Here is a 23505-nt window from a genome sequence, read left to right as displayed (position 1 = left end):
AGGTATCGCCCTGATACATCAGACCAGACTTAATAGACTCGCCGACAAGCTTAGCTCCCTGGGCAAAAACACGGCCGCAACCAATCGCATTGTGGCCGACCTCGCTGTTTCCCATATCATCATCGCTCGGAAGCCCTACAGCAGTTCCGTGAGCCTTAAGTTTTGTGTGGGGACAGTTAGCCGTAAACCAGTCCAAATACTTCATTTTAGAAGCCTTTACAGCATCACCTTCAACATATTTTCCGTAGCCAACACCGTCCATAATAACCAGAACAACCGGTCCGCGTCGTCCTTTCCAGTTTGAATTTTTTTCCAAAGCATGCATTGTATCTGCCATTTTTTACTCCAAAAAGTATTCTATATACTACAAAATATTACTTTTTTTTACGATTTTTTACAATAATTTACAAATCTAAAAGATACACATATAGGGGGTCAGTTCAAATATAAATGATTTATCTTAAATCAAATCTTAAAATTTATTTTAATAAAGCAGATCGGTATTACTTAGCATAATATAGGTTCTGTCTACCAAAACTTAAATATTTAAGTGGGGACGCTTAAGCAGGAGGTTTTAATCTTTCATACTCCCCTTAAAGTTTCTTTGGCCGGCGTTTTTTGGGGGTGATTATTGTGAAGTTTATAGTTTTTTCTATCTCCATTCCGCCAGCAAGATCAAATTCCCAGAAAAGCGAAGCCGAAAATGTGTTTTCTGCAATTTGTGGTGTTTTTGAATTTAAATCTGGTCTCTTAAAAAGCAAAGTCTGGCAGTTTATTCCGGCCTCTTCGTTTGGTTCATAAACAAAAGAAATATTGCTTGATGTATCTGTAATCTGAACAAACGAAATGTCTTTTTTTACAATCGAATCATTAACTGTTTCGTAAGAAATTCCGTTTCCGTCAGAAATCAAGTCTAATTTGTATGAATTCTTATCGGCATTAGAAAAATCTGTTTGGGTAAAATTTGATTCAACTACAAAATTTCCACTAAAAGCAATCGGTCCCTCATTTTTTAAAATATATTGAACCATAAATCCATTGGAATTTATGAGATAACGCTTTCTTAGGCTGATTGGAATATCAAGATTAGAATATGTTCCTTCGCCTTTCAGTTTTATTTCTTTTTTTGTTCCGTTAAATTCGGCTTCTCTAAAAAGTGTCTTTGAAAAAACTCCGCAACCAGCTGGAATACCTCTTTTATAATCAGAGAATTCTTCTTTGCTGAAAACATGTTCAACAAAAAGTCCCCGCTCATAGTTATCATTCACTTTGTCGAATTTTTCAATTCTGCTTAAATTGTCAGCGTAATTTTCAAGATTGTGAATTACGTTGAGTTCTGTAATCTGTCCGCCTCTTGTACTTATGCAGGCTGTATATTTTTCCATTGAGCACAGATATTCGTTGTGACCGTCTGCGTTATAGTCAAAAGATGTTACTGACTCCTTAAAAGGAACAGCTTCGCGAATGTATTTTTCTGCTTCCGTAAGATTTTTGTAAGCGGTTTGACGCATTTTCTTGTCAGGAAAAACTCCTTCAGGAGAACATAAAAATGCCTCTCCTGCCTGAGCTTTCCAAAGTGATTTTCGGGCTGCCATTTTTCTGGCTTTGTCGCCATGGCAGTTTGAAACAAGCAACGAAATATAAAGTTCTCGGTTATAAAGTGCTCGGCATCTTGGATATGTAATCAAAAAATTGTTTATGGAAACAGGAAGTTCAGTTTTTTCCCCAGAAATTTCGTAAGGTTTTAACGCCCATTTTGCAACATCATCTTGGATACCAATTCCTGTAAATGATGGAATAAATTCTTCTGCACGATGAATATATTCTGTTGGAAGGCAAACTCTGATTTTTTCGGCAAATTCCTGATTTATCGACTTGTATAAATTTTCAATCCAATTGTCGTTTAATAGAATTTCCGCGCTGTCAAATTCAAAATTTACGGAAATTATCCTTTCCTGTGCATAATAATTGTATTCATCGTTTTTTGTCGAATTTTCAATTTTTTCTACTAGTTCTTTTAAATATTGTTCTGGAGAAATATTTTTTTTGATTACATTCTGCAAATTTCTGTAAACAGGCAGTACTTTTATTGTTTTTCCCTGTTCTCCTAAAATTTGAGGAAGAAAATGCCGGCTTTTTTCAGGAATAATTGATGAATCAAGTTGAACCCATTCCATTCCGCAATTTTGAAAGCACGGAATAAGCGAGCGGTCCCAAACAGAACTTAAAACTGAAATTCCGCGCGGACGTTTTCCTGTAATTCTTCTTAGTTCAACCGTCAAAAGTTCAATCTGCCCTGCTCTGTCGACTGGAGATAAAAGTGGGAATACAGGATTGTAGTAACCGCCGCCCAAAAGTTCAATCTGCTTTCTGGCAACAAGCTCATGCAGAATCTGAAGAAACTCTGGATGCGCTTTTTCAAACCATTCAAGCTGTAAGCCTGTAAACGAAAATGAAAATTTTGCAGTCGGATTTTGATATAAAAATGCTATAAGTTTTTTGTAGATTTTTTGATATTGCTGTTCAAAGGTTAGAGAAGTTGAAAGAACTGTCGAATTTGCTGTTAACGACAGGCATAAATTTAAGACTTTCACATCTCCTCCCATAAAAAGTCAAGATTAAAACTTCAGTTTTAGGATTGATTTTTAAAGTTGTTTCGCAACGAAGTGATAAACAACTTATGATAATAAAGTTTGCAACGCAAACTTTTAAAGATAAATACAGACGCCATTTTCGGCTGTTTTTATCTTTATGCCTCCTTAATTACGAGCCTCTTTGCTTTTATGAAAAAAGAGGGTTCTTACAGTGTATAACAAAACCACTAAAAAAAGAAACAATTTTTTTTATTTTTTTCAAAAATCTTTATAAAATCAGCCCCAGATTAAGCCAAGAAGCGTTAAAACCGTAAATTGCTATAAAAAGAACGGCTGTTCCAAGAAGAAGTATAAAAAATGGCTTTTCACCAGCATCTTTTCTATAAATTTTAAAGCGAGTTCTTAATGCAAAGACGAATAAAATAAGAAGGTAGAAAGAAAGAATTCCAGAAACACAGATTAAAATTGTGCTTAAGAAAGAAAATCCTTCAGTCAAACTCATCAAGACAATCATAAAAGGAACGATGTAATCTTCCGTAAAATCAAAAAACCTTGTTTTTATAAGCCGATTAATGCCGTATGAAATTGCAGCAAAAAAAATCGTCATAAAAAAAGGGTATATTTCACTTATGCCCAATCGGACAAAAACATATTCGTCCAACAGAAAAGTGACTGAAGAAACAGAAACTGTAATAAAAAGTGATTTTAAGAGATCTTTAAAATAACAGAGAGGAGTTTTTTTTATGGTAAGGATTTTTTTTAATCCGACACCGTAATAAAGTGCTATTGAGCCAAAAAAAAGATAAAAGAAAACGATTTTAAGCATTTTTTTCTCCTGCAAAAACGACATTTAGTTTTAGACCAGCAAAAAAAACAAGAACTGTCAAAACCATACTGCCTGGAATTGTTGCAAAGAAGGACATAAACGAATTTCCTGCTAAAAATGGAATTTCTGGTATTTTTATCACTAAGAGCGACTGCCATTTTGGAAGTGTTATTGTTCCGAAACCTAAAATGTCTCTTAAAACAAAAATTATAAAGCAAAAGGCAGAAATGCTGAGCGATTTTTTTACTTTGTCAAGACAACTTTCTTTTATTGAATTTTTTGTTCTAAGATTGAAAATCGTTATTATGACAGCGGAAACTGCTGGCAAATAAAAAGAAAATCCGATTGTAAGAGCTGCGACAGGGCAAAAAATGACGAGTAACTGCTTATATAAAATCGTCAAAGCAACAAGTTCAAGAGAACAGATTCCAAGGCGCAGAAATTTTACCTTTAATAGATTTATCGCATAAAACATCAGCGTCAAAAGAACTACAGAAAGATTAAAGTGAAGTAGCGCAAAAATTCCGTATGCAATTCTTCCAGGAAAAGGAAGAACTATTGTAAGTGTTGTTCCAATGTAAATAAGAAATTTTTTATAATCAGTCATCAAAAAGTCCAGCCTTTAGTAAAATTTTCGGCAACAAAGATTTCCAGTATCGTGTATGAATTTCCAGAAAATCAGGGTTCATTGTCTGTTTCAAATTTCCATTTTCAACAGCAAATCCTACAAATTCAGCATCATATTCCGAGCACAAAAAAACCGCTGGTGCAGGTCCTGAAATTGTAGAAATTCGCATTATCACGGCATAATAACGTTTTGAATCGTTGTTTTTTTTACAATTAAAAACTGCCGCTCCAGGAGAAAGCTGCGATTTTAATTCGACAAAATCTCCCGTTTTATATGTGTTTTCTGAATATTTTTCGAGAGTCTGCTCTACACTAACTTTTAGTCCGTTTTTCCAAAAACCTTTTGCAAGGAAAATCATCGTGATTAGAATTGCGCAGGTTACGATAAATGCTCCTGCCAGAATGCTGACTTTTATAAAAATTATTTTATTTTTTTCGCTAAGCATTTTTTCCTTCCTCAAGTTCTTTTACGCGTTCAAGAAGAATTTTTTTAACTTTTTTGATTTCGGCAATTTTTTCAATATGCTGGATAAAAAGGCTTAAAACATTCATAAAAAGAACTGTAAAAACGGCTCCTGCAGGAGAAGTTCCAGCTCCAATTATCAAATATGCAAGAATTCCTGCAAAAAAAGCATAAACTGCCTTTCCTGAAAGAGACATAGGAGTTGTTCCTGCAAACTGAAGCAAAAAAATCGAAGAAAAAAGAAGCCCGCTTGTACAGAACGCAAGAAGAAGATCTCCGTGTCCGCCAAATCCAAAGAAATATGGACCTACAAATACAAGAATGCCATAGGTCAGCAAAAAAAGTCCTGGAATCATTGCTCTTACAACGTCCATCGAAATTAAAACAATTGAAGAGAGCAGCGTTATAAAATTGAATCTGAATGCAGGAATTAAAGAGCCTGTGTCCCAAAAAAGAGAAATGTAACCGTCTGGAATTGAAACTCCAAAAAGCGAAAAAATCGTCTTGTTAAAAAACGATGTAATTTTTGTATCAAGGGCAATCATTGGAAATGTGCCGTTTTGAATAAGTTCTAGAGATGGATTTCTTGCAAATATGATTTCGTGCGTGAGCTGCCAATCAGGAAAGAGCGAAGTTCCCAAAATCCAGCAGATGCAGACAGAAAGACAAGGAAGATTTATCCAGCAGTCGGCAAAACTTCCGATAAAGTATCTTGAACAGACAAATACAAAAAAAACTGTAAAAAAAACAGCATAAATCGGAAAAGTTGAAGGTAAAAAAAGTCCAGTTAAAATTCCTTGAATAATTGAATTGAGAAAACTGTAGGAATCTTTTCTTTTTCCGTATGCTTTTTCAAAAACTTCTGCTAAAACTGTCGCTGAAACAGCCGCTAGAATTACAAAAAGGTTTGTCCAACTGTTTGTTATAAAAAGCATAAAAACCTGACAGGCTAAGAATGTGAGTAAAAAAATTGCATTTGTTTTTTCAGAAAAATCCAAATACGAAAAAGGATGCAAGGTAATTTTTATTTTATTTTTCATTTATTTTTCCTTTTTTTAAAAGCGCGATTGTCTGGCTCAGCGGGATTCTTGACGGGCAGACAGAATTGCACAAAGAGCATTCTGTGCACAAAATTGCAGTTTTTTCGATTAGTTGTAATTCTCTATTGTTGTGGTCTTTATTTTTAAAGCATCTGTAAAGAGTTTCTGGCGAAAGTCCTACAGGACAGCAGTTCAGACAGTTTCCGCAACGAATGCAGTTTTGTTCTGTCTGGTTGTGAAGCTGGCTAAAAGGAATAAATGCTACGGATTTTACATCTTTTGAAACTGGAATATCTATGTCCGAAACAGAATTTCCTGTAATTTTTCCATTTATTATAATTTTTCCAGGTTCTCTTTTAAAACCTCCAGCCTGTTCTGCAAGATGCCGTAAGCTTGTCCCTGTTTTTACGGTTATTACAGCTCCTGCGTTAAGGCAGTCTCCCGTAACTTGAATTTCTGCCGTAATTTCTGGTTTTTCCAAAACAACTGCATTGTAAACATTCAGCGCAGTAACAGAATCTATAAATAAATCACGGTTTCCAACATTTTTAAAAATTGAATTTTTGAGCGTTTTTTTTGCTGCATTTACAATTTCGTGCATAAAACCATTTGGATAGTTTTTTGCATCAAGCGAAACAACGGCTGTTTCTGTTTCAAATCCGTCCGCGAAATTTTGGGGAATTGATTTATTGCTATCAAAGGCAAAAAGAATCCCTTTCGCTTCCATTGCTCTTGCTGTAATTGCAACGCCATCCTTTATTTTTTCAAAATAATGCTCAGTAACAAAAGCGTCTGTAATTCTTGAAGGGTCTTCAGAGTAAAGCCGGACTATGAGAAAACGGTCTTTTGTTTTATCAAGATTTTTTATTTGAGTATTGAGCGGTTCAGGAGAAGAAAAAGTGTTTAATACTCCGCCCTCTTTTATCAAAAAAATTATATCTGAAGAATCTTTTGACTTCCATTCTTTTTCGATAATTTTTTTTCCAGTAAAAGAAAAAACTCCTTCGAGCTGGATTTTTGCGGCATAACCTTCATTTCCGTCTGCAAATTTTGAATGAACGATATTTACAACAGTTCCAGGAATCGAAGAATGAATGCAAGTGTCCTGAGATTTTGCAATGACCTGTCCTTCTTTTACGATATCTCCGGCTTTTACGAGAATTTCAATTTCATCTTGGCTAGTTTTTTTTAGAGGAATTACAACTGTTTTTGGAATAAAGCCACTTACAGTTTTAGTAATCAATCCAGTATCTTCTGAAACAAATTTATAAATTGGCCTCATTTTTTTTAGTTCCCACAAAATAATATAAAAAGAGAATCAATGGAATAAATGCAAAAAAGCTCAATACAAGAGGAACTGCTTTTTCTGAACTTGTTCCTGTGCTTTTTGTGTATCCATAAGATGTATTTTTCCCCTGTAAAAGCAGAACTTTTTCAAGGGTAGGATAATCGCTTTTGTTTATCTTATCATAAATCAAGTGAACAAAGGAAGAATCATAGGTCAAAACTTTATTTTGAGATGAAAAAATCTTCTCTTTTCCAGAAGAATTGTCTTTTTCCATAAAAAAATCTGGAATAACGACACTTTCTCCAAAAGAATTTTGAATTTCACTCGAAGAAGAATTCAGTTTTCTGAACGGAAAAGAAACTGTAAACCAGCTCCAGTCGACAAAATCTTCAAGGTTTGGAAGATTTTCGGCGTCTTTTGAAATTTTTGAGTTTGAATAAAGAGGAGCTGGAAGAAAAGGTCTTTGCCCAGAGGACGAAGCTTGCGAAATTCCCGAAAAAAGCGAAGAAAATGCAAAAAGAAATGCTATAAAGACAAAAACAATTCCAAGCAAAAAGGAATTTGATGAGGTGACGGTTTTTACGTCTGAAGATTTTTTGATGTAAACAAAATTAAACTGAAGGTTTTTATTTTTTTTGCAGAAAAATGAATAAAATTCTTCAAAAACCTTAAGACCGAGCCAACCACCTGCAAAAGAAACTGCAAATAAAAATGAACTGAAAATCGACGAAAAAGCAAGCGCAATAAAAGAAAAAACAATCAGCGGCACTATAAAAACAGCGTTTTTTGAATCCTTAAAAAAGCCGTCCCGGCCATAAATTTTTACGAGAAGAAAATTTGCGAAAAGTGAAAGAAAAATTGCTCCGCAGACCGTGTACAAAGGTCTTGTAATCGACAAGACAAGAAGCAACAGAGAAACTATAAGAAATTTAATTTTCTGTTTAGAAAAGTAAAAGAGAACTGCGAAAAAAATAAAGGCCAAAAAAGGACAGATCCACGGAAAAACGGTTCCTCCGTCACATGAGGCAAATGTACCTGAATATCCGTTTATTTCAGAAATTGCATTTTCTAGAGCGGAAGTGCTTTTTTCTGGAACATAAAATACAAAATACGTAGAAGAACTGTCTCTAAAAAATCCGTTTTTTCTGTGAATATATGAGTTTTTCGGCTGAACCTGAATCGGCGCAAATTCTGAATATACAGGATTTTTTTGGTTTACCCTGCTCACGACGTTTTTGCAGCCGTTTTTTTCAAGAATTGAACAGATATTCTGTTCGGAAAGTTTTTCGGACTTTACGTAAAGAAGCCGCCAGCCTTTCCAAAGCTGACTTTCTGGAACAGTGCGGAAACAGATTATAAAAAAAAAGGTCAGTGTAAATAAAGCAGAAGAAGCCAGGAGTTTTGTCGAAATTTTCATTGCAACCTACAAAACTAAAAAACCGATGCCGACAAAAAAACCAAGAATACAACCAACGATAACTTCCATCGGAGAATGTCCCTGAACTTCTTTTAAATTTTTGTATTCCTGGACAAGTCCCTGATCCTTTAAAAGATTTCCGATTCTGTTAATCATATTTGCCTGAATTCCGTTCGCTCTTCTTACACCAACAGCGTCTCGGATTGTAACCATAAAAAAACAGAAAGAAAGGACAAATAGTCCAGAATCAAAACCGTCCGTAATTCCAATGCAGGTACAAAGACAGGCAACAAGGGCGCTATGGCTCGAAGGCATTCCTCCAGTGCGCCATATCAGAAGTTCAACAAGCTCTTTTATGCTGTGAACTTTTCCAGCAAAAAGTTTTATGAGTGTTTTTAAAAACTGAGCAAGAAACCAACTGGAAACACAGGCAAGAAATAGCGGAGAAGACAAAAGAGTTTGAAACTGTTCCCATACACCTTTAAACATACACATTATTTTATCGGTATGCGCATTTTTGTCTAGTTATTTAGGCGTTTTATGCAGACATTTTATATTGAGCGTGTGTAAGTTTTGTTTTGAAAAATTGAACTTTTTATAAGTTCAGTTTATATTTTATGAATTATGGAATTCATTCGCTTTAAAACTGGAAAAGATGATGAAGGAAGAAGGCTCGATAGAATTGCAAAAAAACTTCTCTCAGAAGAAAACCTTTCTCAGCTTTATAAAGCTCTCAGAAACGGATTGATAAGAGTTAACGAAAAAAAACAGAAAGGTGAATACAGAATTCAAAAAGGTGACGAAATAAAGATTGCCTCGTTTTTGGCGGAAAATGCAGTTCTTGCAGGCAAAAAAAATCAAGAAGAAATAACTCCTCTTCCAGAAGAATGGATTGTGCTTCGTACTCAGGAACTTCTTTTTTTGAACAAGCCTTATGATCTTCCTGTTCAAAAGTCAAAAGCTGGCGAACAGGCTCTCAATGTTCTAGTCCAGGAAGATTACGATTTTTTTAATTCTAAAAATGCTCAGAAAAGTCTTTCGTTTGGGACAGGTCCTTTGCATCGTCTTGACAGAAGAACTACAGGACTTATTGCTTTTAGTCAAAATCTCGAAGGTGCACAAGCTTTTTCTAAGGCAATTCAGGAACACAGGATAAAAAAAACTTATCTTGCAATAGTTGAAGGCGCTCTTGAAAAAACAGAAATCTGGACGGAAAAAATCAGCAGAAACGAAAAAGACTTAAATAGTTTAAAATTTCATACAGTTTCTGTAAATTCCGATTCAGAAAATTCGAAGGAAAGCAATACAGTGGCAATTCCGCTTGCGTATGGAAAATATAAGGGAATTCAGGTTACTCTCGTAAAATTTATAATTTCGACAGGAAGAACTCATCAAATTCGCGCGACAAGCGCTTATCACGCCCATCCTTTACTTGGAGATACAGTTTACGGAGGAAAAAAAATTTCAGAAAAGCAAAATCTTTTTCTTCATTCCTATTCTTTGGAATTCCTGGATAATCTATTAAGCCTTCCGAAAAAAATAGTTTGTCCTCCAGGAGAAAATTTTGTTTCAGTTTTAAAATCCGCCTTGATAAACTTGCCTTGTGAATTATAATATTAGGTATGAATATTGGAGAAATTCTTAATTTTAAACAAAAGCCTCTTCAAGTTTTTGCATTTTTCGGTCCTTCTGGCACGGGAAAAAGTTTTCGCGCAAAACTTGTCGCTCAAAAATATCATATAAAGGCGATAATTGATGACGGACTTTTGATTTATGAAGACAATATTCTTGCTGGTCATTCTGCAAAGCTCGAAAAAAGTTATATGGGAGCAGTTCGCGTTGCTCTTTTTGATGACAAAAAGCACAGGGACAACGTAGCGCTTGCAATTCAGCGCAAACAGATAAAAAAAATCCTGTTGCTCGGTACAAGCGAAAAAATGGTTAATAAGATTGCAATGCGCCTTCAGATCCCGCTTCCGGAAAAATATATAAGAATCGAAGACATTGCGACTCCTCAGCAGATTGAAGAAGCTCGCATAAGCCGACAGATTGAAGGAAAACATGTAATTCCTGTCCGCTCTTACGAAGTAAAAGAAGCTGGAAATTATTCAAGAATTTTTGTTTCAAAAGTAAAGGTAAGCCTTTCAAAAAGAAAATTTTTCCGTCATTTTTTCAAAAACGAAGAAAAGAAAACTCCAGTCGAAGTAAATGCAAAGCTTTTTGAAAAATCTGTAGTTCGTCCAGCTTTCTCTGTTACTGCGCGAAAAAATATTTCTCAGGCCCATCTTGCAGGTCTTGCAGGAGATGCGGTCAGGGAATTTAACAGCTTAATCCGCTTAAAAAGTTTGAATATAAAGGCGGACAAGACTGGATACCGCTTTTTTGTAACGATAGACGTTCCTTTTGGAGAACCGCTTACAGAGTTGAGCAAAAATTTAAAAAATTACGTAACTTCGTCAATCGAAAAAAATGCAGGAATTCTTCTTGAAGATATTTCGATTATTGTAGACCACATTTTGCTTTCGGATTTAAAGACTGCATAAAAAGACACCTTAAAAACGCAAATTTAAGCTGTCTTAAAAGGTGTTTTATTGTGCTGTTCAATTTTTTATCTTACTTCGGCAATTTTTTCTTCTGCCAGAAGAAATTTTACGGTTTTTCGGACTTTAAATGCGCTTTTTGGAATTTTTATCGCGACTCCGAGTGTTTTTAATGCTAGGCGGATTGCGTATTCCAATTCTGTGCGCTGGGGATTTATTGGGAGAACAAAATTTCTTACCTGAGTCCACGTTTTTAAATAAAGTTCGCCAGTTGCTGTTTTTCCAGAGATTTCCTTTTTCCAGTCTGTAAGCGTATCGACAAAATCAATGATCAAATAGAACAGTTTTTGTCCAAGTCTTACAGTTTTGTCTTTTTGAACCATTTCGTCCATTTCGGAAAGGTGCTTCATATAGCTTTGTTCGAATTTTTTCGACTGATACATCATGCTGCTTGCGTTCGGCTGAAGATACATGTAAAGGTCTGTCTTAAGGCAGGCGGTTATGATTTCAGAAGAGTGTCCAGAATTCAAAATTTTCAGCATCTCTTCTGTCAAACGGCTTGGACTTACGGGAAGCAAGAGGTGCGCGCTTTTTCTGATTTTGTGTTTTAACACAAATCCCATTTTGCAGTTGCAGGTCGAACTATATTTTACTGCGCGCAACATTCTGACAGGGTCTTCTTCAAAAATTCGGTTCAAAGGAATTACAGGTCTTAAAATATGATTTTTTATATCCTGGACTCCGCCAACATAATCGATAATCTGCTCTTTTGAAGGATCGTAATAAAGAGCGTTTAGAGTAAAGTCGCGACGCTGAACATCTTCTTCAATAGAGCCAAAGCTGTTTCCTACACTTCCGTCAACTGTCGAGCGGAAAGTTGAAACTTCAAAAATCTTTTCCCCGAAAAAAACATGGACAAGCCTGAATCTTTTTCCAATAATTCGGGAATTTCTAAAAAGTTTTTTAATTTTGCTTGGAGTTGCATTTGTAACAATGTCAAAATCTTTTGGAGTTTTTCCGGTAAGCAAATCTCTTACTGCTCCACCGACAATGTAAGTGTTGAATCCACATTCTTTTAAATGAAAAACAACTCTAAGGCAGTCTGCGTCAATTTTGTCTAAAGAAATTTTATGTTCTTTTTTTGTATAAATAGCGGCGGTTTTTACAGGCCGTCCACGTCCGTCTTTGGAATATCTGTATAACACAATGCTCCTATTTTAACGAATTGATTTATTATGCTCAATAATGGTAAAATAATAACAGGACTTGTATTGTCCTAAAATTAAAAACTATGGGAGTTTTTTTATGAAAGGTATAATTCTTGCAGGAGGAAGCGGAACACGTCTTTATCCGCTTACAAGAGCTGTCAGCAAGCAGATTCTTCCAATCTATGACAAACCTATGATTTACTATCCGCTAAGCTGTCTTATGCTTGCAGGAATCCGCGAAGTTTTGATAATTTCAACTCCACGCGATTTACCGGTTTTTAAGGAACTTTTTGGCGATGGAAGTCAGCTTGGAATGAACTTTGAATACGCTGTTCAGGACAAACCGAGAGGTCTTGCAGATGCTTTTATTGTCGGAAAAGAATTCATCGGAAACGACAGCGTTGCTCTTGTTCTTGGCGATAACATTTTTTACGGCCAGCGTTTTTCAGAAAGCCTTTCAAATGCCCGCAAACGCGTGGAAACAGAAGGCGGAGCGACAATTTTCGGTTATTTTGTAAAAGATCCGACAGCCTACGGAGTTGTTGAATTTGACAAAAATGGAAAAGCTCTCGGTATTGAAGAAAAACCTGCAAATCCGAAGTCAAACTATGCGGTGCCTGGACTTTATTTTTATGACAACAGCGTTGTAAAAATTGCAGAAAATGTAAAACCTTCTGCCCGTGGTGAAATCGAAATCACTTCTGTTAATAATGAATATTTGGTTCAGCAAAAACTCAACGTAGAAATTTTGGGACGCGGTTTTGCCTGGCTTGACACAGGAACATACGAAGGTCTTTCGGAAGCTGGAAATTTCATCGAGACGATTCAAAAACGTCAGGGAATGTATGTTGCCTGCATAGAAGAAATTGCATTTAACAACGGTTGGATTACAAAAGATGCGCTTCTTGAAATTGCAAAAGGCTTTAAAACCGATTACGGTGCTTACTTAAAATATATTGCGGAGAATTTCTAATGTCTTTTGAATTTAATAAATGCCCGATTGAAGGTCTATGGGAAATTCAGCCTAAAATTTTTGGAGATGCCCGCGGTTACTTTGCAGAAACGTATTCAGAAAAAGACTTTTTTGAATCTGGACTTACAATGAAGTTCGTTCAGGACAATCAGAGCGCTAGCAAAGGAGGTGTTTTGCGCGGACTGCATTTTCAGACAAAACATCCGCAGGGAAAACTCGTTCGTGCGCTTGAAGGAAAAGTTTACGACGTTGCTGTAGATTTACGAAACGACTCCCCTACTTTTGGGAAATATTACGGAGTTGTCCTTGATTCTCAAAAAAACAATATGTTTTACATTCCTGAAGGTTTTGCGCACGGTTTTTATGTAATTAGTGATTTTGCAGTTTTTACATATAAATGTACTGATTTTTATCATCCAGAAGATGAAGCTGGTCTTATGTGGAATGATAAGACTATTAATGTTGACTGGCATTCAATCTGTGGAGATGTAGAGCCTCTTTTGAGTGAAAAAGACACAAAACATCCAGACTTTGATTTTTCAAAAAAATATTTTGATATGAGTGCCCATTGGATTGGAGAAAATTGAGATGATTTGGGTTCTGGGTTGCAGGGGAATGCTCGGTTCTCAGCTTTGTGAACTTTTTCAAAAGAATAAAATTGCTTACGCAGGAACTGGTAGCGAAGTTGATGTTGCAGATTTTTCTGAACTTGAAAACTTTTCGGATAAACTTGAGGTAAGTTCTGGTTCTAAGATTGAGTTTATCATAAATTGCTCTGCTTATACGGCCGTTGACAAGGCAGAAGACGAAAAAGAATCTGCTCAAAAAATTAATTCGGTAGGACCTTTTAATTTGGCGCGGATTGCTGAAAAAAAAGGCGCTGCAATTATTCACATAAGCACAGATTACGTTTTTGACGGAAATGCCATTCAGCCTATTTTAGAGACTGAAAAAAAATCTCCAGCCAGCGTTTATGGAAAAACAAAAGCTAGTGGCGAGGACAATATAATTTCATTAACTCAAAAATATTATATTCTTCGTACAGCGTGGCTCTACGGTTTTTACGGAAAAAATTTTGTATACACAATGACAAAAGCCATGAACAGCAGGGAAAGCGTCAAGGTTGTTTGCGACCAAAAAGGAACGCCGACGAACTGTTCGACCTTAGCTCAGGTTATTTTTGAAATTTGTAACAAAAAAACAGTTCCATATGGAATTTACAATGTGACCGACGCTGGTCAGACCACCTGGTTTGATTTTTGTAAGGAAATCTATTCAATTGGAACAAAATGTGGTCGAATTTCAAATAACTGTGCAATCAACAGTTGCACGACAGACGAATATCCTGTAAAGGCAAAGCGTCCTGCTTACAGCGTGCTTGATATTTCAAAAATCCAGTCAGCTTTGAACATAAAACTTCCAGATTGGAAACTTTCTCTCGAAGATTTTATGAAAGATGAAAGATTTAGTGTAAAATAGTCAAATTTTTTATATTATGCTTTTTATTATACACAGGAGATAAGATAAAAATAGCCAAAATGGCGGTTGTTTTTATCCTTAAAAGTTTGCGTTGCAAACTTCTTATCATCGGTTGTTTCTCACTTCGTTGTGGAATAACTTAAAAAGTCAATCCTAAAACAGAAGTTTTAATCTTGACTTTTATTGGAGACAAATATGAGAAAACTTAAGAATGTGCTTGTTACAGGCGGAGCTGGCTTTATCGGTTCAAATTTTATTCATTATCTTTTTGGAAAATCAACTAGTGGCGAGAAATCCTTTGAAGATGCAAATTTTTCAGGAAAAATAATCAATGTTGACTGTCTTACTTACGCAGGAAACGGAGAAACTCTAGAAGACATTGACAAAACTTTTGGTTCAGGCGAAAAAGACCCTTCAAAACGCCGTTATTTTTTTGAAAAAGTAAACATCTGCGATAGAAGTGAAATCGAAAGAATCTTTAAGCAATATGATATTGATACAGTCGTTCATTTTGCGGCAGAAAGCCATGTAGACCGCTCGATTTTAGGACCTGAAGCTTTTATCAGAACAAACATCTTTGGTACTTATGTACTTTTGGATGTTGCCCGCAATTATTGGGGAGTAAGCCTCGATAATCCTCGAGACGATGTTCTGTTCCATCATATTTCTACTGATGAAGTTTACGGTTCTTTGGGGCCTACTGGATATTTTACCGAAACAACAGCCTATGATCCTCGTTCACCTTATTCTTCAAGCAAAGCTTCGAGCGACCATCTTGTAATGGCATATTATCACACTTATGGGCTTCCAATTACCCTTTCAAACTGTACAAACAATTATGGTCCGTATCAGTTCCCAGAAAAACTTATTCCGTTGATGATTTTAAATATGCAGGAAAAGAAAAATCTTCCTGTTTATGGCGAAGGAAAAAATATCCGCGACTGGATTTATGTTGAAGACCACAACCGCGCAGTTTGGCTCATTTTAAATAACGGAAAAACAGGCGAAAAATACAATATCGGTGGCGAAAATGAATGGCAGAATATTACGCTTCTCGATAAACTTATCGAACTTACTGCTAAAGAAACCGGCATGAGCGAATCTGACATAAAAAACACAATTACTCACGTAAAAGACAGACCCGGACATGACCAGCGTTATGCAATCGATTGTACAAAAATTAAAACCGAACTCGGTTGGGAAAGAAAAATGTCTTTTGAACAGGGACTTTTGCTGACTGTAAAATGGAACTTGAACAATAAAGACTGGATTAACCATATTCTTTCTGGAGAATATCTTAACTGGGTAGAAAAAAACTATTCAAAAAGATAAACTTGGATAAAGCAAAAGGCTGTCTTTAGAAAAACTTCATAAAGACAGCCTTTTATTTTTAAATCTGATTTGACATTCGATTTGTAAAAATTACAGGTCTTTTCCAGTGATTTTTTTTACACATTCGTGATAGAGCTTTGAAGTTTCTGCAACAACTTCGGTAGGAACGCTTTTTATCGTCGGATCACCAGCAAGGTTGTTTTCTTTGAGCCAGTCGCGGATAAACTGCTTGTCGTAGCTTGCAGGACTTGTTCCTACTTTGTAAGTTTCTGCATTCCAGAAGCGACTTGAATCTGGAGTCAAAACTTCATCACCAAGAACAAGCTCGCCGTTCTCGTCAAGACCGAATTCAAATTTTGTATCTGCAATGATGATTCCGTTTTTGAGCGCATGTTCATAACATTTTTTGTAAATTGCAAGTGCTGTTTTTTCGATTTTGCTTCCAAGGTCTTTTCCTGGGAATTTTTCATCGAGATCTTTTTTCATATAATCGATTGTCACGTTAATATCGTGACCTTCGGCAGCTTTTGTTGATGGCGTTACAATTGGCTCGTCAAGTTTTTCTGCCTGTTTATACTCTTTGTCAAAACTGTGACCGAGGAAAGGTTCGCCCTTTTTGTAAGCTTCGTACATAGAACCGAACATATAACCGCGGACAATTACTTCGTAAGGAATCATCTTGAGTTTTTTTACGAGGATTGTGCGACCTTCAAATTCTGGGCTGTTGAATTCTTCTGGCATATCCTTTAAATCTGAAGAAATCATATGGTTTTTTACAATATCTTTTGTAAAGTCAAACCAAAAGTTTGAAAGAGCATTTAATACCTTGCCCTTGTCTGTAATCATTGTAGGAAGAATTACATCAAATGCTGAAATTCTGTCCGTTGTAACGATAACCATACGGCCGTCTTCAAGATCGTAAACTTCACGAACTTTTCCACTGATAATCTTTTTCATACCTTACCTCATTTTATATGAATAAATAGTTTCTAAAATTGAATCGCTGTTTTTGCACTTCTACTGCTCAATTGCCTTTACGGCTGAGCGGACAAGTGAACTTTCGCCTTTTTTCATGACGAGAAGCTTTCCGTTTTTTGCAACGACAATTAAGTCCTTAACTCCGCATAAACTTACAGGTATATCGGAATAAACAAAATTGTTTTCACATTCAACCTGAACGACTTTGTTGTTCAAAGGATTTGTGCAAAGTTCGCTGAAAGTGTCCCAACTACCGACGTCTGTCCACTTGAATGTAGCTTTTACGACCGCTGCATTTTCGGATTTTTCGGCAATAGCCTTGTCAACGGCAATCGATGGAACGTCTTGATAAGTGATTTCCATTTCTGGCCAGCTTTTTATTACATAAACGCCATTAACCTGCTTTAGGGAAGGTTTTTTGCCTTTTGTAACGGCTTCAAAGGCATTGCTTACCTTTGGAGTGCACGAAAGCATTTCGTTTAGGAACATTTTTCCTTCAAAGGCAAACATTCCCGAATTCCAGAAATAATTGCCTGATTCAAAATATTCTTTTGCGGTTTTCTCGTCTGGTTTTTCTTTAAAATTTTCGATTTTAAAAGTGTGGTTATTGCCAGTTAAGTCTTTTCCAGCCTTTATGTAGCCGTAACCTGTCGCTGCCTGTGTTGGCGCAATTGCAAAGCAGACAAATTTGCCGTTTTCTGCCGCAACTGCCGCATTTTTACAGTCTTTCGCAAATTGGTCGATTGGACTGATTACATGATCACTTGTAAGCACAAGAAAAGTATGGGAAGAATCTGGTTCAAGCTTGTTGATTAAATTTACTCCGAGCATGATTGCCGCTGAAGTGTGCTTTGGCGCAGGTTCTGCCAGGACTATTGATTCTGCAAGAAGTTTTCTTGCGTCCGCTTCTTCTGAACGTTCCGCCAGTTTTTTTATCTGCAGAGTACATTCATTTTCAATATCTTTGCGGGTAACGACTACGATTTTTCCAGAAATTTTTAATGCGAGCGCGCGAATTAAACTTTCCTGCAAAAAGGAAATATTGTCGTTTAAGGCCATAAACTGTTTTGGATGAGTTGGACTAGAAGCCGGCCACAAACGTTCTCCAAAACCACCGGCCATGATAATAACATCTGTAATCATTTTTTAGCCTTTATTATTTGTCAAAAAGGTCAATTCTTCTTTGATGACGGCCACCTTCAAATTCTGTTTCGAGAAATTTATCGGCAACCATTTCTGCCATTTCGTAGGCAATGATTCTTGCGCCCATGCACAACACATTTGCGTTGTTGTGGCGACGTGTGTATTCTGCCATTACAAGGTCGGTGCACAAAGCCGCACGGATTCCTTTGTGTTTGTTAGCGGCCATGCTCATTCCGATTCCTGTTCCGCAGATTAAAACTCCGCAGAAAGCCTGACTTGAAGCGACTAAGTCGCCTACTTTTTCTGCAAAAACCGGATAATCGACGCTGTCTTTAGTGTCAGTTCCAACATTGATTACTTCAAAACCTTTTGATTTTAAGTGTTCGATTAAACGTGCCTTGTATAAATAACCTGCGTGGTCGGCACCGATTGCTATAGTTTTAGACATTGTTCATTCCTATAAAATGAAATTTGATTGAATTACAGCGAAAACTTTAGCATAAATTGCATTTTTTGTCAGCAGAGCAAGGTTCTTGCATTGTCAGAATGAATAAAAAATAGTCCTAAAAAATTGAAAAATATATTGACAAAAAAACATAAAACTTATTATTGTTAGCAAAGGATAATAAAAGTTAGTAATTATTATTTAAATTATAATATTGCTAACTGTTCTTAGCCGGAGGTTTTATTATGCCGTTGCTTTTTGCTTCAATCGGAGATGAAGTTTCTATTGCCTCGATTACGGGCACTCAAGCTGTAAAACAGCATTTGGCTGACATGGGATTTTCTGAAGGCTCAAAAATTACAGTGATTCAGAAGATTGCAACTGGTTTGATTGTTAAGGTCAAGGAAGTCAGACTTGCGATTGACAAAAGTATGGCTGCAAAAATTCTGATTAAATAGAGAAAACGGAGGAAAAAATGAGTACTTTAAGAGATGCCGAGGTTGGTTCTACCGTGACAGTTACAAAACTTGACGGTGAAGGAGCATTAAAACGCCGCCTTATGGACATGGGATTTACGAAAGGCTGCAAAGTTTTTGTAAGAAAAGTTGCTCCACTTGGAGATCCCGTGGAAGTTACAATCCGCGGATATGAACTTTCTGTGCGAAAAAATGATGCGCAAAATATTGAAGTTGAATAAAATTCAAAGAGGATACAAAAATGAGTATTAAAATTGCACTCGCAGGAAATCCAAACTGTGGAAAAACGACAATGTTCAATTCCATTACTGGAACTATTCAGTATGTTGGAAACTGGCCTGGAGTAACTGTTGAAAAAAAAGAAGGAAAGGTAAAAGGAAAAAGCGATTTGATTGTGACTGACCTTCCAGGAATTTATTCGCTTTCTCCATACACAAATGAAGAAGTGGTTTCGCGCGATTATCTGGCTTCTGACGAACCTGCTGCCGTAATTGATATTGTCGACTCGACGAGTATTGAAAGAAACCTTTATCTTACAACTCAGATTATGGAGCTCGGAAAACCTGTCATAATGGCGCTCAACATGGTTGATGCCCTTAAAAAGTCTGGAGATAAAATTGATGTGGCAAAACTTTCTGAAAAACTTGGCTGTCCAGTAATCGAAACTGTCGCGCTCCACGGAAAAGGTGTAAAAGAAATAATTGCCGCCGCGCAAAAAGCCGCTTCTGAAAAAACTAAGCCGGCTGTAATTCATTTTTCTTCTGATGTTGAAAAGGCGATCGGCGCAGTTGAAGAGATTTTGCCTTCAGAAATTGAAGAATCTGTGCGCAGATGGACGGCAATAAAAGTCCTTGAAAGGGACAGCGTGATTCTTTCAAAGCTTAAACTTGACGAAGAATCAAAAATTAAGGCTGAAAACGAAACTTGCGCCTTGGAAAAGTCTCATGACGATGATATTGAATCAATCATTACAAATGAAAGATACGAGAGCATCAATGCGATTTTGAAAGGCGTTCTTGTAAAATCTGGAAAAACGATGACCGCTTCTGACAAGATCGACAGCATTGTTACAAACAGAATTCTCGGAATTCCGATTTTCCTTGCTGTAATGTGGTTTGTTTATTGGGTTGCAGTTTCTACTGTCGGCACAATGGGAACTGACTGGGCAAATGACGTTTTGTTCGGTGAATGGATTCAGGGCGGTGCTCAGTCTTTGCTTGAAAATGCTGGTGCAAATCCTGTTCTTATCGACTGTGTTGTTAACGGAATCCTTGGTGGACTTGGCGCTGTGCTTGGTTTTGTTCCTCAGATGGCTGTTTTGTTCATCTTACTTTCGATTCTTGAAGACGTTGGCTACATGGTTCGTATTGCGTTCGTAATGGACAGGGTTTTTAGAAAATTCGGGCTTTCTGGAAAATCATTCATTCCGCTTCTTATAAGTTCGGGCTGTGGAATTCCTGGAATTATGGCAAGCCGCACAATCGAAAATGAAAATGACCGCCGAATGACAATTATGACTACGACCTGGATTCCTTGTGGTGCAAAACTTCCTGTAATTGCGATGATTGCATCAATTATTGCAACGAAATTTACAAATTCTGACGGTTCTTGGGTTGGTCCTGCTATGTATGGAATTGGAATTTTAAGCGTTCTTCTCGCTTCAATCATTCTTAAAAAGACAAAGTATTTTCATGGTCCAGCTGCTCCTTTTATTATGGAACTTCCTCAGTACCATATTCCTCAGTTAAAGACTGTTCTTTTGCATACTTGGGAAAGATTGTGGTCTTTCATAAAAAAAGCAGGAACAATTCTCTTTCTCGCTTGCCTTGTAATGTGGTTTCTTTCAAGCTATGGCTGGTCTGTAAAAACTGAAGAAAGTGAAAATGAAACTGTAGTGCAGAAAACTGCCGAAAAGCCAGTTTTTGGTCTTGTTGAAGATGCAAATGATTCAATTATGGCAAGAGTCGGTGGAGTTCTTCGCTATGCCTTTATTCCGCTTGGTTTTGGAAATGAAGAAGGCGGATGGCAGTGTGCCGCTTCTGTAATTTCAGGTTTTTCTGCAAAGGAAGGAATTGTTACAACGATGGGTGTTCTTGCTGGAGCAAGCGATGAAGATACAGAAGCTCTTGCAGGTGCAGGAAGTGTTTCTGATGTAATTTCGAGCGAAGAATCAGAGTCTGAGGGTGAAGAAAGCGAAGATGGAAATGCAAAAAATGCAGTTGATGCAATTGCAAAGTGGTTCCCGACAGGACTCGTCGCATTCTGCTTTCTTTTGTTCAACCTGCTTGATTCTCCTTGTCTTGCCGCAATTTCTACAATGGCAAACGAACTTCGCAACCGAAAATGGTTCTGGTTTGCGATTTTATTCCAGAATGCCTTCGCTTACATCGTAACCTTGATTGTTTATCAACTTGGCAATCTTTTTACGACAGGTCATTTTGGAGTAGGAACTGTCTTTGCGATAATTTTTACTCTTATGTTCTTGTATGGACTTTTCAGAAAAAATCCGTATGCTGAAATGGATAAAAAAAATTAAAATAATAAAGGCAATTTTTTAAAAATTTTTGAAAAAAAAATTGTAAGTTTTAGAGATTACTTAAAATATCTGTCCGAAAAAAATCTTTTGCCGATTTATACGGACAGATACTTTAACTTTTGTTACGGAGGAAAAAATGATTGCAAATATTTTTATTATTTTGTTCATTGTTTTTTGGATTGTATTTGTTGTTCACTCGATTATAAAATCAAAAAAAATAGAAAAAAAATCAGGAATTCCTGCCGGATGTTATTCTTGCAAGGCTTTTAAGGACGGAAAATGCAAAAGCCACTGTGGAGAATACAAATGATTGCAAATGCACTCTTAATAATTTTATTGCTTTTATTTGCATTTTTAGGACTAAGGTCTTTTATAAAACGTCTCAATGGCGAAAGTTGCTGTAGCAACGGAAATTCCGAAATAAAAATAAATCCTTTAGACATGAATAAATCGCACTATCCTTATAAAACTCTCGTAAAAATTGAGGGAATGAAGTGCAAAAACTGCGCAAGGCGCATTCAAAATAAACTTAATGAATCAGGATTTTATGCAAAAGTAAATTTTAAGAAAAAATCTGCAAAAATTATGTCAAAAGAAAATTTTAGTTGCAACGAAAAAATCGATAAAATAATAACTTCGCTCGGGTATTCTGTGGTTTAAGAGAAAAGTTGTTTCTAATTTCGATTTTTTTTATTCTTCTGCAGCCTTATTTTCAAACTTAGTGTATGAACTTAAGAACAGAAGGTTTACGTCTCCAATTGGACCGTTTCGCTGTTTTGCAATAATCAGTTTTGCGTCCTGTACAGGATCTTTTTCGCCCTCCTCTGTCTTTTTTCGTTCACGGTGAATAAACATTACAACGTCGGCATCTTGTTCTATCGAACCAGAACCTCTCAACTGTGCAAGTGTCGGTTCCGCACCTTCGGCATCTCGGGCAACCTGACACAATGCAACGACAGGAATATCAAGTTCTCTAGCAAGACTTTTTAGTGATTTTGAAATTTCTGAAACCTGCTCGTAAACAGGAGCGGCTGAATTTTGAGTCGAAATAAGACCGATGTAGTCGATAAAAATAATTTTTACTCCTTTAGACTGCACCATTCGCCTTGCCATTGCGCGCAAATCCAAAAGTTGCATATTTGGAGTATCAACGATATAAAGTGGAGAATCAAAAACCCGTCCTGCAGCATCATTTATTTTTTGCAAATCATCAAGTTTCATCATTCCAGAGCGAATTTTGTGTCCAGGAATTCTGCTTACCTGAGAAAGAAGACGCTGGCCAATCTGTTCGAATGACATTTCAAGAGAGAAAAAACCGCAGGGAATTTTCTGGTCGATAGCAATATTTTCCATCATAGAAAGTGCCATAGCCGTTTTACCCATAGAAGGACGTGCGCCTATGATGCTCAGTTCTGACTTCTGAAAACCGCTTGTCATGCTGTCGAGTCTTGTAAAACCGCAGGGAATTCCAGAATAAGTGTCGTGGTTGTGATAATGTTGATGAATTATTTCAGACGTTCTTTGGACAACCTCGTGCATATCATGAATCTGAATCGTCTGTCCCATATCAGTAAGGGCAAAAATCTTTTTTTCCGCTTCTTCAAGAATTGAACGACTTTCACGTGATTCATCAAATGCAGAAGCCTTGATTTCTGAAGAAATTTTAATGAGGCTTCGGCGAGTTGCTCTGTCCAAAACGACATGTGCATAATAATCAATGTTTGCGGCAGAAGGAACTTCATTTGTAAGGGAGGCAATATAAGCTCCGCCACCCGCTTTTTCTAGCTCATCGTTTTTAGAAAGCTCGTTTGTGAGAGTAAGAATGTCTCCAGTTATTCCGCTTCCAAAAAGTTTTATGAGTGTGCTGTAAATAATCTGATTTTGAAGTGAATAAAAATGTTCCGGGAGCAAAAACGTTACAATATCCTGAATCGAAGTCCAGTCAAGAAGCATTGCCCCTAAAGTTGCAACCTCCGCTTCAAGATTGTGTGGCGGAATCGAGTCTTTTAATCGTTCGTCCATTATTTGCTCCTGTAAAAAAAATGTTTTGTTTTTTGAATTATAGTGTCGCTACGGTTTTTTATCTTCTTATGAAAAAAAAATCAACGACAGTCTAATTTTTTTTATTTAAAATATAGAT

General features: G+C 36.6%; 24 protein-coding genes and 1 pseudogene. 11 read left to right on the top strand and 14 right to left on the bottom strand.

Features of this window, described 5'->3' with window-relative positions; genetic code table 11:
• From ACT6XC_RS05825 to ACT6XC_RS05785, 9 genes and pseudogenes are all read right to left on the bottom strand, one after another.
• Positions 1 to 337, bottom strand: a pseudogene (locus tag ACT6XC_RS05825) (2,3-bisphosphoglycerate-independent phosphoglycerate mutase); the annotation flags it as partial.
• A gap of 256 nt (positions 338 to 593) precedes the next feature.
• Positions 594 to 2594, bottom strand: coding sequence for an alpha-amylase/4-alpha-glucanotransferase domain-containing protein (locus ACT6XC_RS05820; protein ID WP_443741130.1), 2001 nt, complete (start codon positions 2592 to 2594; stop codon positions 594 to 596).
• Between the two features lie 268 nt (positions 2595 to 2862).
• On the bottom strand, positions 2863 to 3420 hold the full coding sequence (locus ACT6XC_RS05815; protein WP_443741129.1) for a hypothetical protein: 558 nt from the start codon (positions 3418 to 3420) through the stop codon (positions 2863 to 2865).
• Entirely contained in the window at positions 3413 to 4027 is a 615-nt protein-coding gene (locus ACT6XC_RS05810) for a hypothetical protein (RefSeq protein WP_443741128.1), read from the bottom strand. Before ACT6XC_RS05810 ends, ACT6XC_RS05815 begins: the two co-directional genes overlap by 8 nt.
• The gene (locus ACT6XC_RS05805) at positions 4020 to 4493 is read right to left on the bottom strand and encodes a hypothetical protein (protein WP_443741127.1); all 474 of its coding nucleotides are present in this window, start codon (positions 4491 to 4493) and stop codon (positions 4020 to 4022) included. Before ACT6XC_RS05805 ends, ACT6XC_RS05810 begins: the two co-directional genes overlap by 8 nt.
• Positions 4486 to 5550 (bottom strand): RnfABCDGE type electron transport complex subunit D, encoded by a 1065-nt coding sequence (locus ACT6XC_RS05800; RefSeq protein ID WP_443741126.1) that lies wholly within the window; start codon positions 5548 to 5550, stop codon positions 4486 to 4488. The genes ACT6XC_RS05805 and ACT6XC_RS05800 overlap by 8 nt, the downstream gene beginning before the upstream one ends.
• Entirely contained in the window at positions 5540 to 6832 is a 1293-nt protein-coding gene (locus tag ACT6XC_RS05795; protein ID WP_443741125.1) for a hypothetical protein, read from the bottom strand. Before ACT6XC_RS05795 ends, ACT6XC_RS05800 begins: the two co-directional genes overlap by 11 nt.
• Positions 6816 to 8255 (bottom strand): hypothetical protein, encoded by a 1440-nt coding sequence (locus ACT6XC_RS05790; protein ID WP_443741124.1) that lies wholly within the window; start codon positions 8253 to 8255, stop codon positions 6816 to 6818. The genes ACT6XC_RS05795 and ACT6XC_RS05790 overlap by 17 nt, the downstream gene beginning before the upstream one ends.
• A 6-nt stretch (positions 8256 to 8261) precedes the next feature.
• Positions 8262 to 8744: a divergent PAP2 family protein gene (locus tag ACT6XC_RS05785; protein WP_443737289.1), complete on the bottom strand. Its 483-nt coding sequence runs from the start codon at positions 8742 to 8744 to the stop codon at positions 8262 to 8264.
• 135 nt (positions 8745 to 8879) lie between these two features.
• Here ACT6XC_RS05785 and ACT6XC_RS05780 point away from each other — a divergent pair, with 135 nt between their 5' ends.
• Positions 8880 to 9869, top strand: coding sequence for a pseudouridine synthase (locus tag ACT6XC_RS05780; RefSeq protein ID WP_443741123.1), 990 nt, complete (start codon positions 8880 to 8882; stop codon positions 9867 to 9869).
• Between the two features lie 8 nt (positions 9870 to 9877).
• Positions 9878 to 10798, top strand: a complete 921-nt coding sequence (locus ACT6XC_RS05775; protein ID WP_443741122.1) for a hypothetical protein — start codon at positions 9878 to 9880, stop codon at positions 10796 to 10798.
• 65 nt (positions 10799 to 10863) lie between these two features.
• Here ACT6XC_RS05775 and pcnB read toward each other — a convergent pair whose 3' ends face one another.
• The gene (gene pcnB / locus ACT6XC_RS05770) at positions 10864 to 12000 is read right to left on the bottom strand and encodes a polynucleotide adenylyltransferase PcnB (RefSeq protein ID WP_443741121.1); all 1137 of its coding nucleotides are present in this window, start codon (positions 11998 to 12000) and stop codon (positions 10864 to 10866) included.
• A gap of 100 nt (positions 12001 to 12100) precedes the next feature.
• On the opposite strand from pcnB, the gene rfbA reads away from it, so the two are divergent.
• The 4 genes from rfbA to rfbB all read left to right on the top strand — a co-directional run bounded on the left by rfbA (position 12101) and on the right by rfbB (position 15787).
• Complete coding sequence (rfbA, locus tag ACT6XC_RS05765; RefSeq protein WP_443741120.1) at positions 12101 to 12976, top strand: glucose-1-phosphate thymidylyltransferase RfbA; 876 nt, start codon at positions 12101 to 12103, stop codon at positions 12974 to 12976.
• Positions 12976 to 13563, top strand: coding sequence for a dTDP-4-dehydrorhamnose 3,5-epimerase (rfbC, locus tag ACT6XC_RS05760; RefSeq protein WP_443737284.1), 588 nt, complete (start codon positions 12976 to 12978; stop codon positions 13561 to 13563). Before rfbA ends, rfbC begins: the two co-directional genes overlap by 1 nt.
• Before the next feature lies 1 nt (position 13564).
• Positions 13565 to 14455, top strand: coding sequence for a dTDP-4-dehydrorhamnose reductase (gene rfbD / locus ACT6XC_RS05755; protein WP_443741119.1), 891 nt, complete (start codon positions 13565 to 13567; stop codon positions 14453 to 14455).
• A 195-nt stretch (positions 14456 to 14650) separates the two neighbouring features.
• A complete protein-coding gene (gene rfbB, locus ACT6XC_RS05750) occupies positions 14651 to 15787 on the top strand; it encodes a dTDP-glucose 4,6-dehydratase (protein WP_443741118.1) in 1137 nt (378 codons plus the stop codon).
• Between the two features lie 90 nt (positions 15788 to 15877).
• Here the strand turns inward: rfbB and ACT6XC_RS05745 are convergent, their stop codons facing one another.
• Genes ACT6XC_RS05745 through rpiB form a run of 3 tightly spaced genes read right to left on the bottom strand, consistent with a single transcriptional unit; the run spans position 15878 to position 18356 of the window.
• Positions 15878 to 16744: a phosphoribosylaminoimidazolesuccinocarboxamide synthase gene (locus ACT6XC_RS05745; RefSeq protein ID WP_443741117.1), complete on the bottom strand. Its 867-nt coding sequence runs from the start codon at positions 16742 to 16744 to the stop codon at positions 15878 to 15880.
• Positions 16745 to 16804: 60 nt separating this feature from the next.
• The gene (locus ACT6XC_RS05740) at positions 16805 to 17908 is read right to left on the bottom strand and encodes a mannose-1-phosphate guanylyltransferase (protein ID WP_443737280.1); all 1104 of its coding nucleotides are present in this window, start codon (positions 17906 to 17908) and stop codon (positions 16805 to 16807) included.
• A 13-nt stretch (positions 17909 to 17921) separates the two neighbouring features.
• Positions 17922 to 18356, bottom strand: a complete 435-nt coding sequence (gene rpiB / locus ACT6XC_RS05735; RefSeq protein WP_443737279.1) for a ribose 5-phosphate isomerase B — start codon at positions 18354 to 18356, stop codon at positions 17922 to 17924.
• A gap of 242 nt (positions 18357 to 18598) precedes the next feature.
• Here rpiB and ACT6XC_RS05730 point away from each other — a divergent pair, with 242 nt between their 5' ends.
• The 5 genes from ACT6XC_RS05730 (at position 18599) to ACT6XC_RS05710 (ending at position 22025) form a co-directional block, all read left to right on the top strand.
• The gene (locus ACT6XC_RS05730; protein ID WP_443737278.1) at positions 18599 to 18811 is read left to right on the top strand and encodes a FeoA family protein; all 213 of its coding nucleotides are present in this window, start codon (positions 18599 to 18601) and stop codon (positions 18809 to 18811) included.
• A gap of 17 nt (positions 18812 to 18828) precedes the next feature.
• Positions 18829 to 19050 carry a FeoA family protein gene (locus ACT6XC_RS05725; RefSeq protein WP_443737277.1) on the top strand — a complete coding sequence of 74 codons (222 nt, stop codon included), beginning with the start codon at positions 18829 to 18831 and terminating at the stop codon, positions 19048 to 19050.
• 20 nt (positions 19051 to 19070) lie between these two features.
• Positions 19071 to 21365 carry a ferrous iron transport protein B gene (feoB, locus tag ACT6XC_RS05720; RefSeq protein ID WP_443741116.1) on the top strand — a complete coding sequence of 765 codons (2295 nt, stop codon included), beginning with the start codon at positions 19071 to 19073 and terminating at the stop codon, positions 21363 to 21365.
• A 136-nt stretch (positions 21366 to 21501) separates the two neighbouring features.
• Positions 21502 to 21675, top strand: a complete 174-nt coding sequence (locus ACT6XC_RS05715; RefSeq protein WP_443737275.1) for a hypothetical protein — start codon at positions 21502 to 21504, stop codon at positions 21673 to 21675.
• Positions 21672 to 22025, top strand: a complete 354-nt coding sequence (locus tag ACT6XC_RS05710) for a heavy-metal-associated domain-containing protein (protein ID WP_443737274.1) — start codon at positions 21672 to 21674, stop codon at positions 22023 to 22025. Before ACT6XC_RS05715 ends, ACT6XC_RS05710 begins: the two co-directional genes overlap by 4 nt.
• 30 nt (positions 22026 to 22055) lie before the next feature.
• Here ACT6XC_RS05710 and dnaB read toward each other — a convergent pair whose 3' ends face one another.
• On the bottom strand, positions 22056 to 23387 hold the full coding sequence (gene dnaB, locus ACT6XC_RS05705; RefSeq protein ID WP_443741115.1) for a replicative DNA helicase: 1332 nt from the start codon (positions 23385 to 23387) through the stop codon (positions 22056 to 22058).
• Between the last annotated feature and the right edge of the window lie 118 nt (positions 23388 to 23505).

Origin of the sequence: Treponema berlinense, assembly GCF_052273165.1 — a bacterium.
Classification (GTDB): Bacteria; Spirochaetota; Spirochaetia; order Treponematales; family Treponemataceae; genus Treponema_D; species Treponema_D berlinense_A.
The sequence above is the reverse complement of the archived record's forward strand: the minus strand, read 5'-3'. Positions and strand labels throughout refer to the sequence as shown.

Bases quoted from the DNA above. Each gene is read 5' to 3' on its own strand.
- rfbA (WP_443741120.1), top strand. From the start codon at position 12,101: ATGAAAGGTATAATTCTTGCAGGAGGAAGCGGAACACGTCTTTATCCG.
- ACT6XC_RS05800 (WP_443741126.1), bottom strand. From the start codon at position 5,550: ATGAAAAATAAAATAAAAATTACCTTGCATCCTTTTTCGTATTTGGAT.
- ACT6XC_RS05810 (WP_443741128.1), bottom strand. From the start codon at position 4,027: ATGACTGATTATAAAAAATTTCTTATTTACATTGGAACAACACTTACA.
- rpiB (WP_443737279.1), bottom strand. From the start codon at position 18,356: ATGTCTAAAACTATAGCAATCGGTGCCGACCACGCAGGTTATTTATAC.
- ACT6XC_RS05725 (WP_443737277.1), top strand. From the start codon at position 18,829: ATGAGTACTTTAAGAGATGCCGAGGTTGGTTCTACCGTGACAGTTACA.
- ACT6XC_RS05795 (WP_443741125.1), bottom strand. From the start codon at position 6,832: ATGAGGCCAATTTATAAATTTGTTTCAGAAGATACTGGATTGATTACT.
- ACT6XC_RS05710 (WP_443737274.1), top strand. From the start codon at position 21,672: ATGATTGCAAATGCACTCTTAATAATTTTATTGCTTTTATTTGCATTT.
- feoB (WP_443741116.1), top strand. From the start codon at position 19,071: ATGAGTATTAAAATTGCACTCGCAGGAAATCCAAACTGTGGAAAAACG.
- ACT6XC_RS05815 (WP_443741129.1), bottom strand. From the start codon at position 3,420: ATGCTTAAAATCGTTTTCTTTTATCTTTTTTTTGGCTCAATAGCACTT.
- rfbB (WP_443741118.1), top strand. From the start codon at position 14,651: ATGAGAAAACTTAAGAATGTGCTTGTTACAGGCGGAGCTGGCTTTATC.
- ACT6XC_RS05805 (WP_443741127.1), bottom strand. From the start codon at position 4,493: ATGCTTAGCGAAAAAAATAAAATAATTTTTATAAAAGTCAGCATTCTG.
- ACT6XC_RS05745 (WP_443741117.1), bottom strand. From the start codon at position 16,744: ATGAAAAAGATTATCAGTGGAAAAGTTCGTGAAGTTTACGATCTTGAA.
- ACT6XC_RS05740 (WP_443737280.1), bottom strand. From the start codon at position 17,908: ATGATTACAGATGTTATTATCATGGCCGGTGGTTTTGGAGAACGTTTG.
- ACT6XC_RS05730 (WP_443737278.1), top strand. From the start codon at position 18,599: ATGCCGTTGCTTTTTGCTTCAATCGGAGATGAAGTTTCTATTGCCTCG.
- rfbC (WP_443737284.1), top strand. From the start codon at position 12,976: ATGTCTTTTGAATTTAATAAATGCCCGATTGAAGGTCTATGGGAAATT.
- ACT6XC_RS05715 (WP_443737275.1), top strand. From the start codon at position 21,502: ATGATTGCAAATATTTTTATTATTTTGTTCATTGTTTTTTGGATTGTA.
- ACT6XC_RS05785 (WP_443737289.1), bottom strand. From the start codon at position 8,744: ATGTTTAAAGGTGTATGGGAACAGTTTCAAACTCTTTTGTCTTCTCCG.
- ACT6XC_RS05790 (WP_443741124.1), bottom strand. From the start codon at position 8,255: ATGAAAATTTCGACAAAACTCCTGGCTTCTTCTGCTTTATTTACACTG.
- dnaB (WP_443741115.1), bottom strand. From the start codon at position 23,387: ATGGACGAACGATTAAAAGACTCGATTCCGCCACACAATCTTGAAGCG.
- ACT6XC_RS05780 (WP_443741123.1), top strand. From the start codon at position 8,880: ATGGAATTCATTCGCTTTAAAACTGGAAAAGATGATGAAGGAAGAAGG.
- ACT6XC_RS05775 (WP_443741122.1), top strand. From the start codon at position 9,878: ATGAATATTGGAGAAATTCTTAATTTTAAACAAAAGCCTCTTCAAGTT.
- rfbD (WP_443741119.1), top strand. From the start codon at position 13,565: ATGATTTGGGTTCTGGGTTGCAGGGGAATGCTCGGTTCTCAGCTTTGT.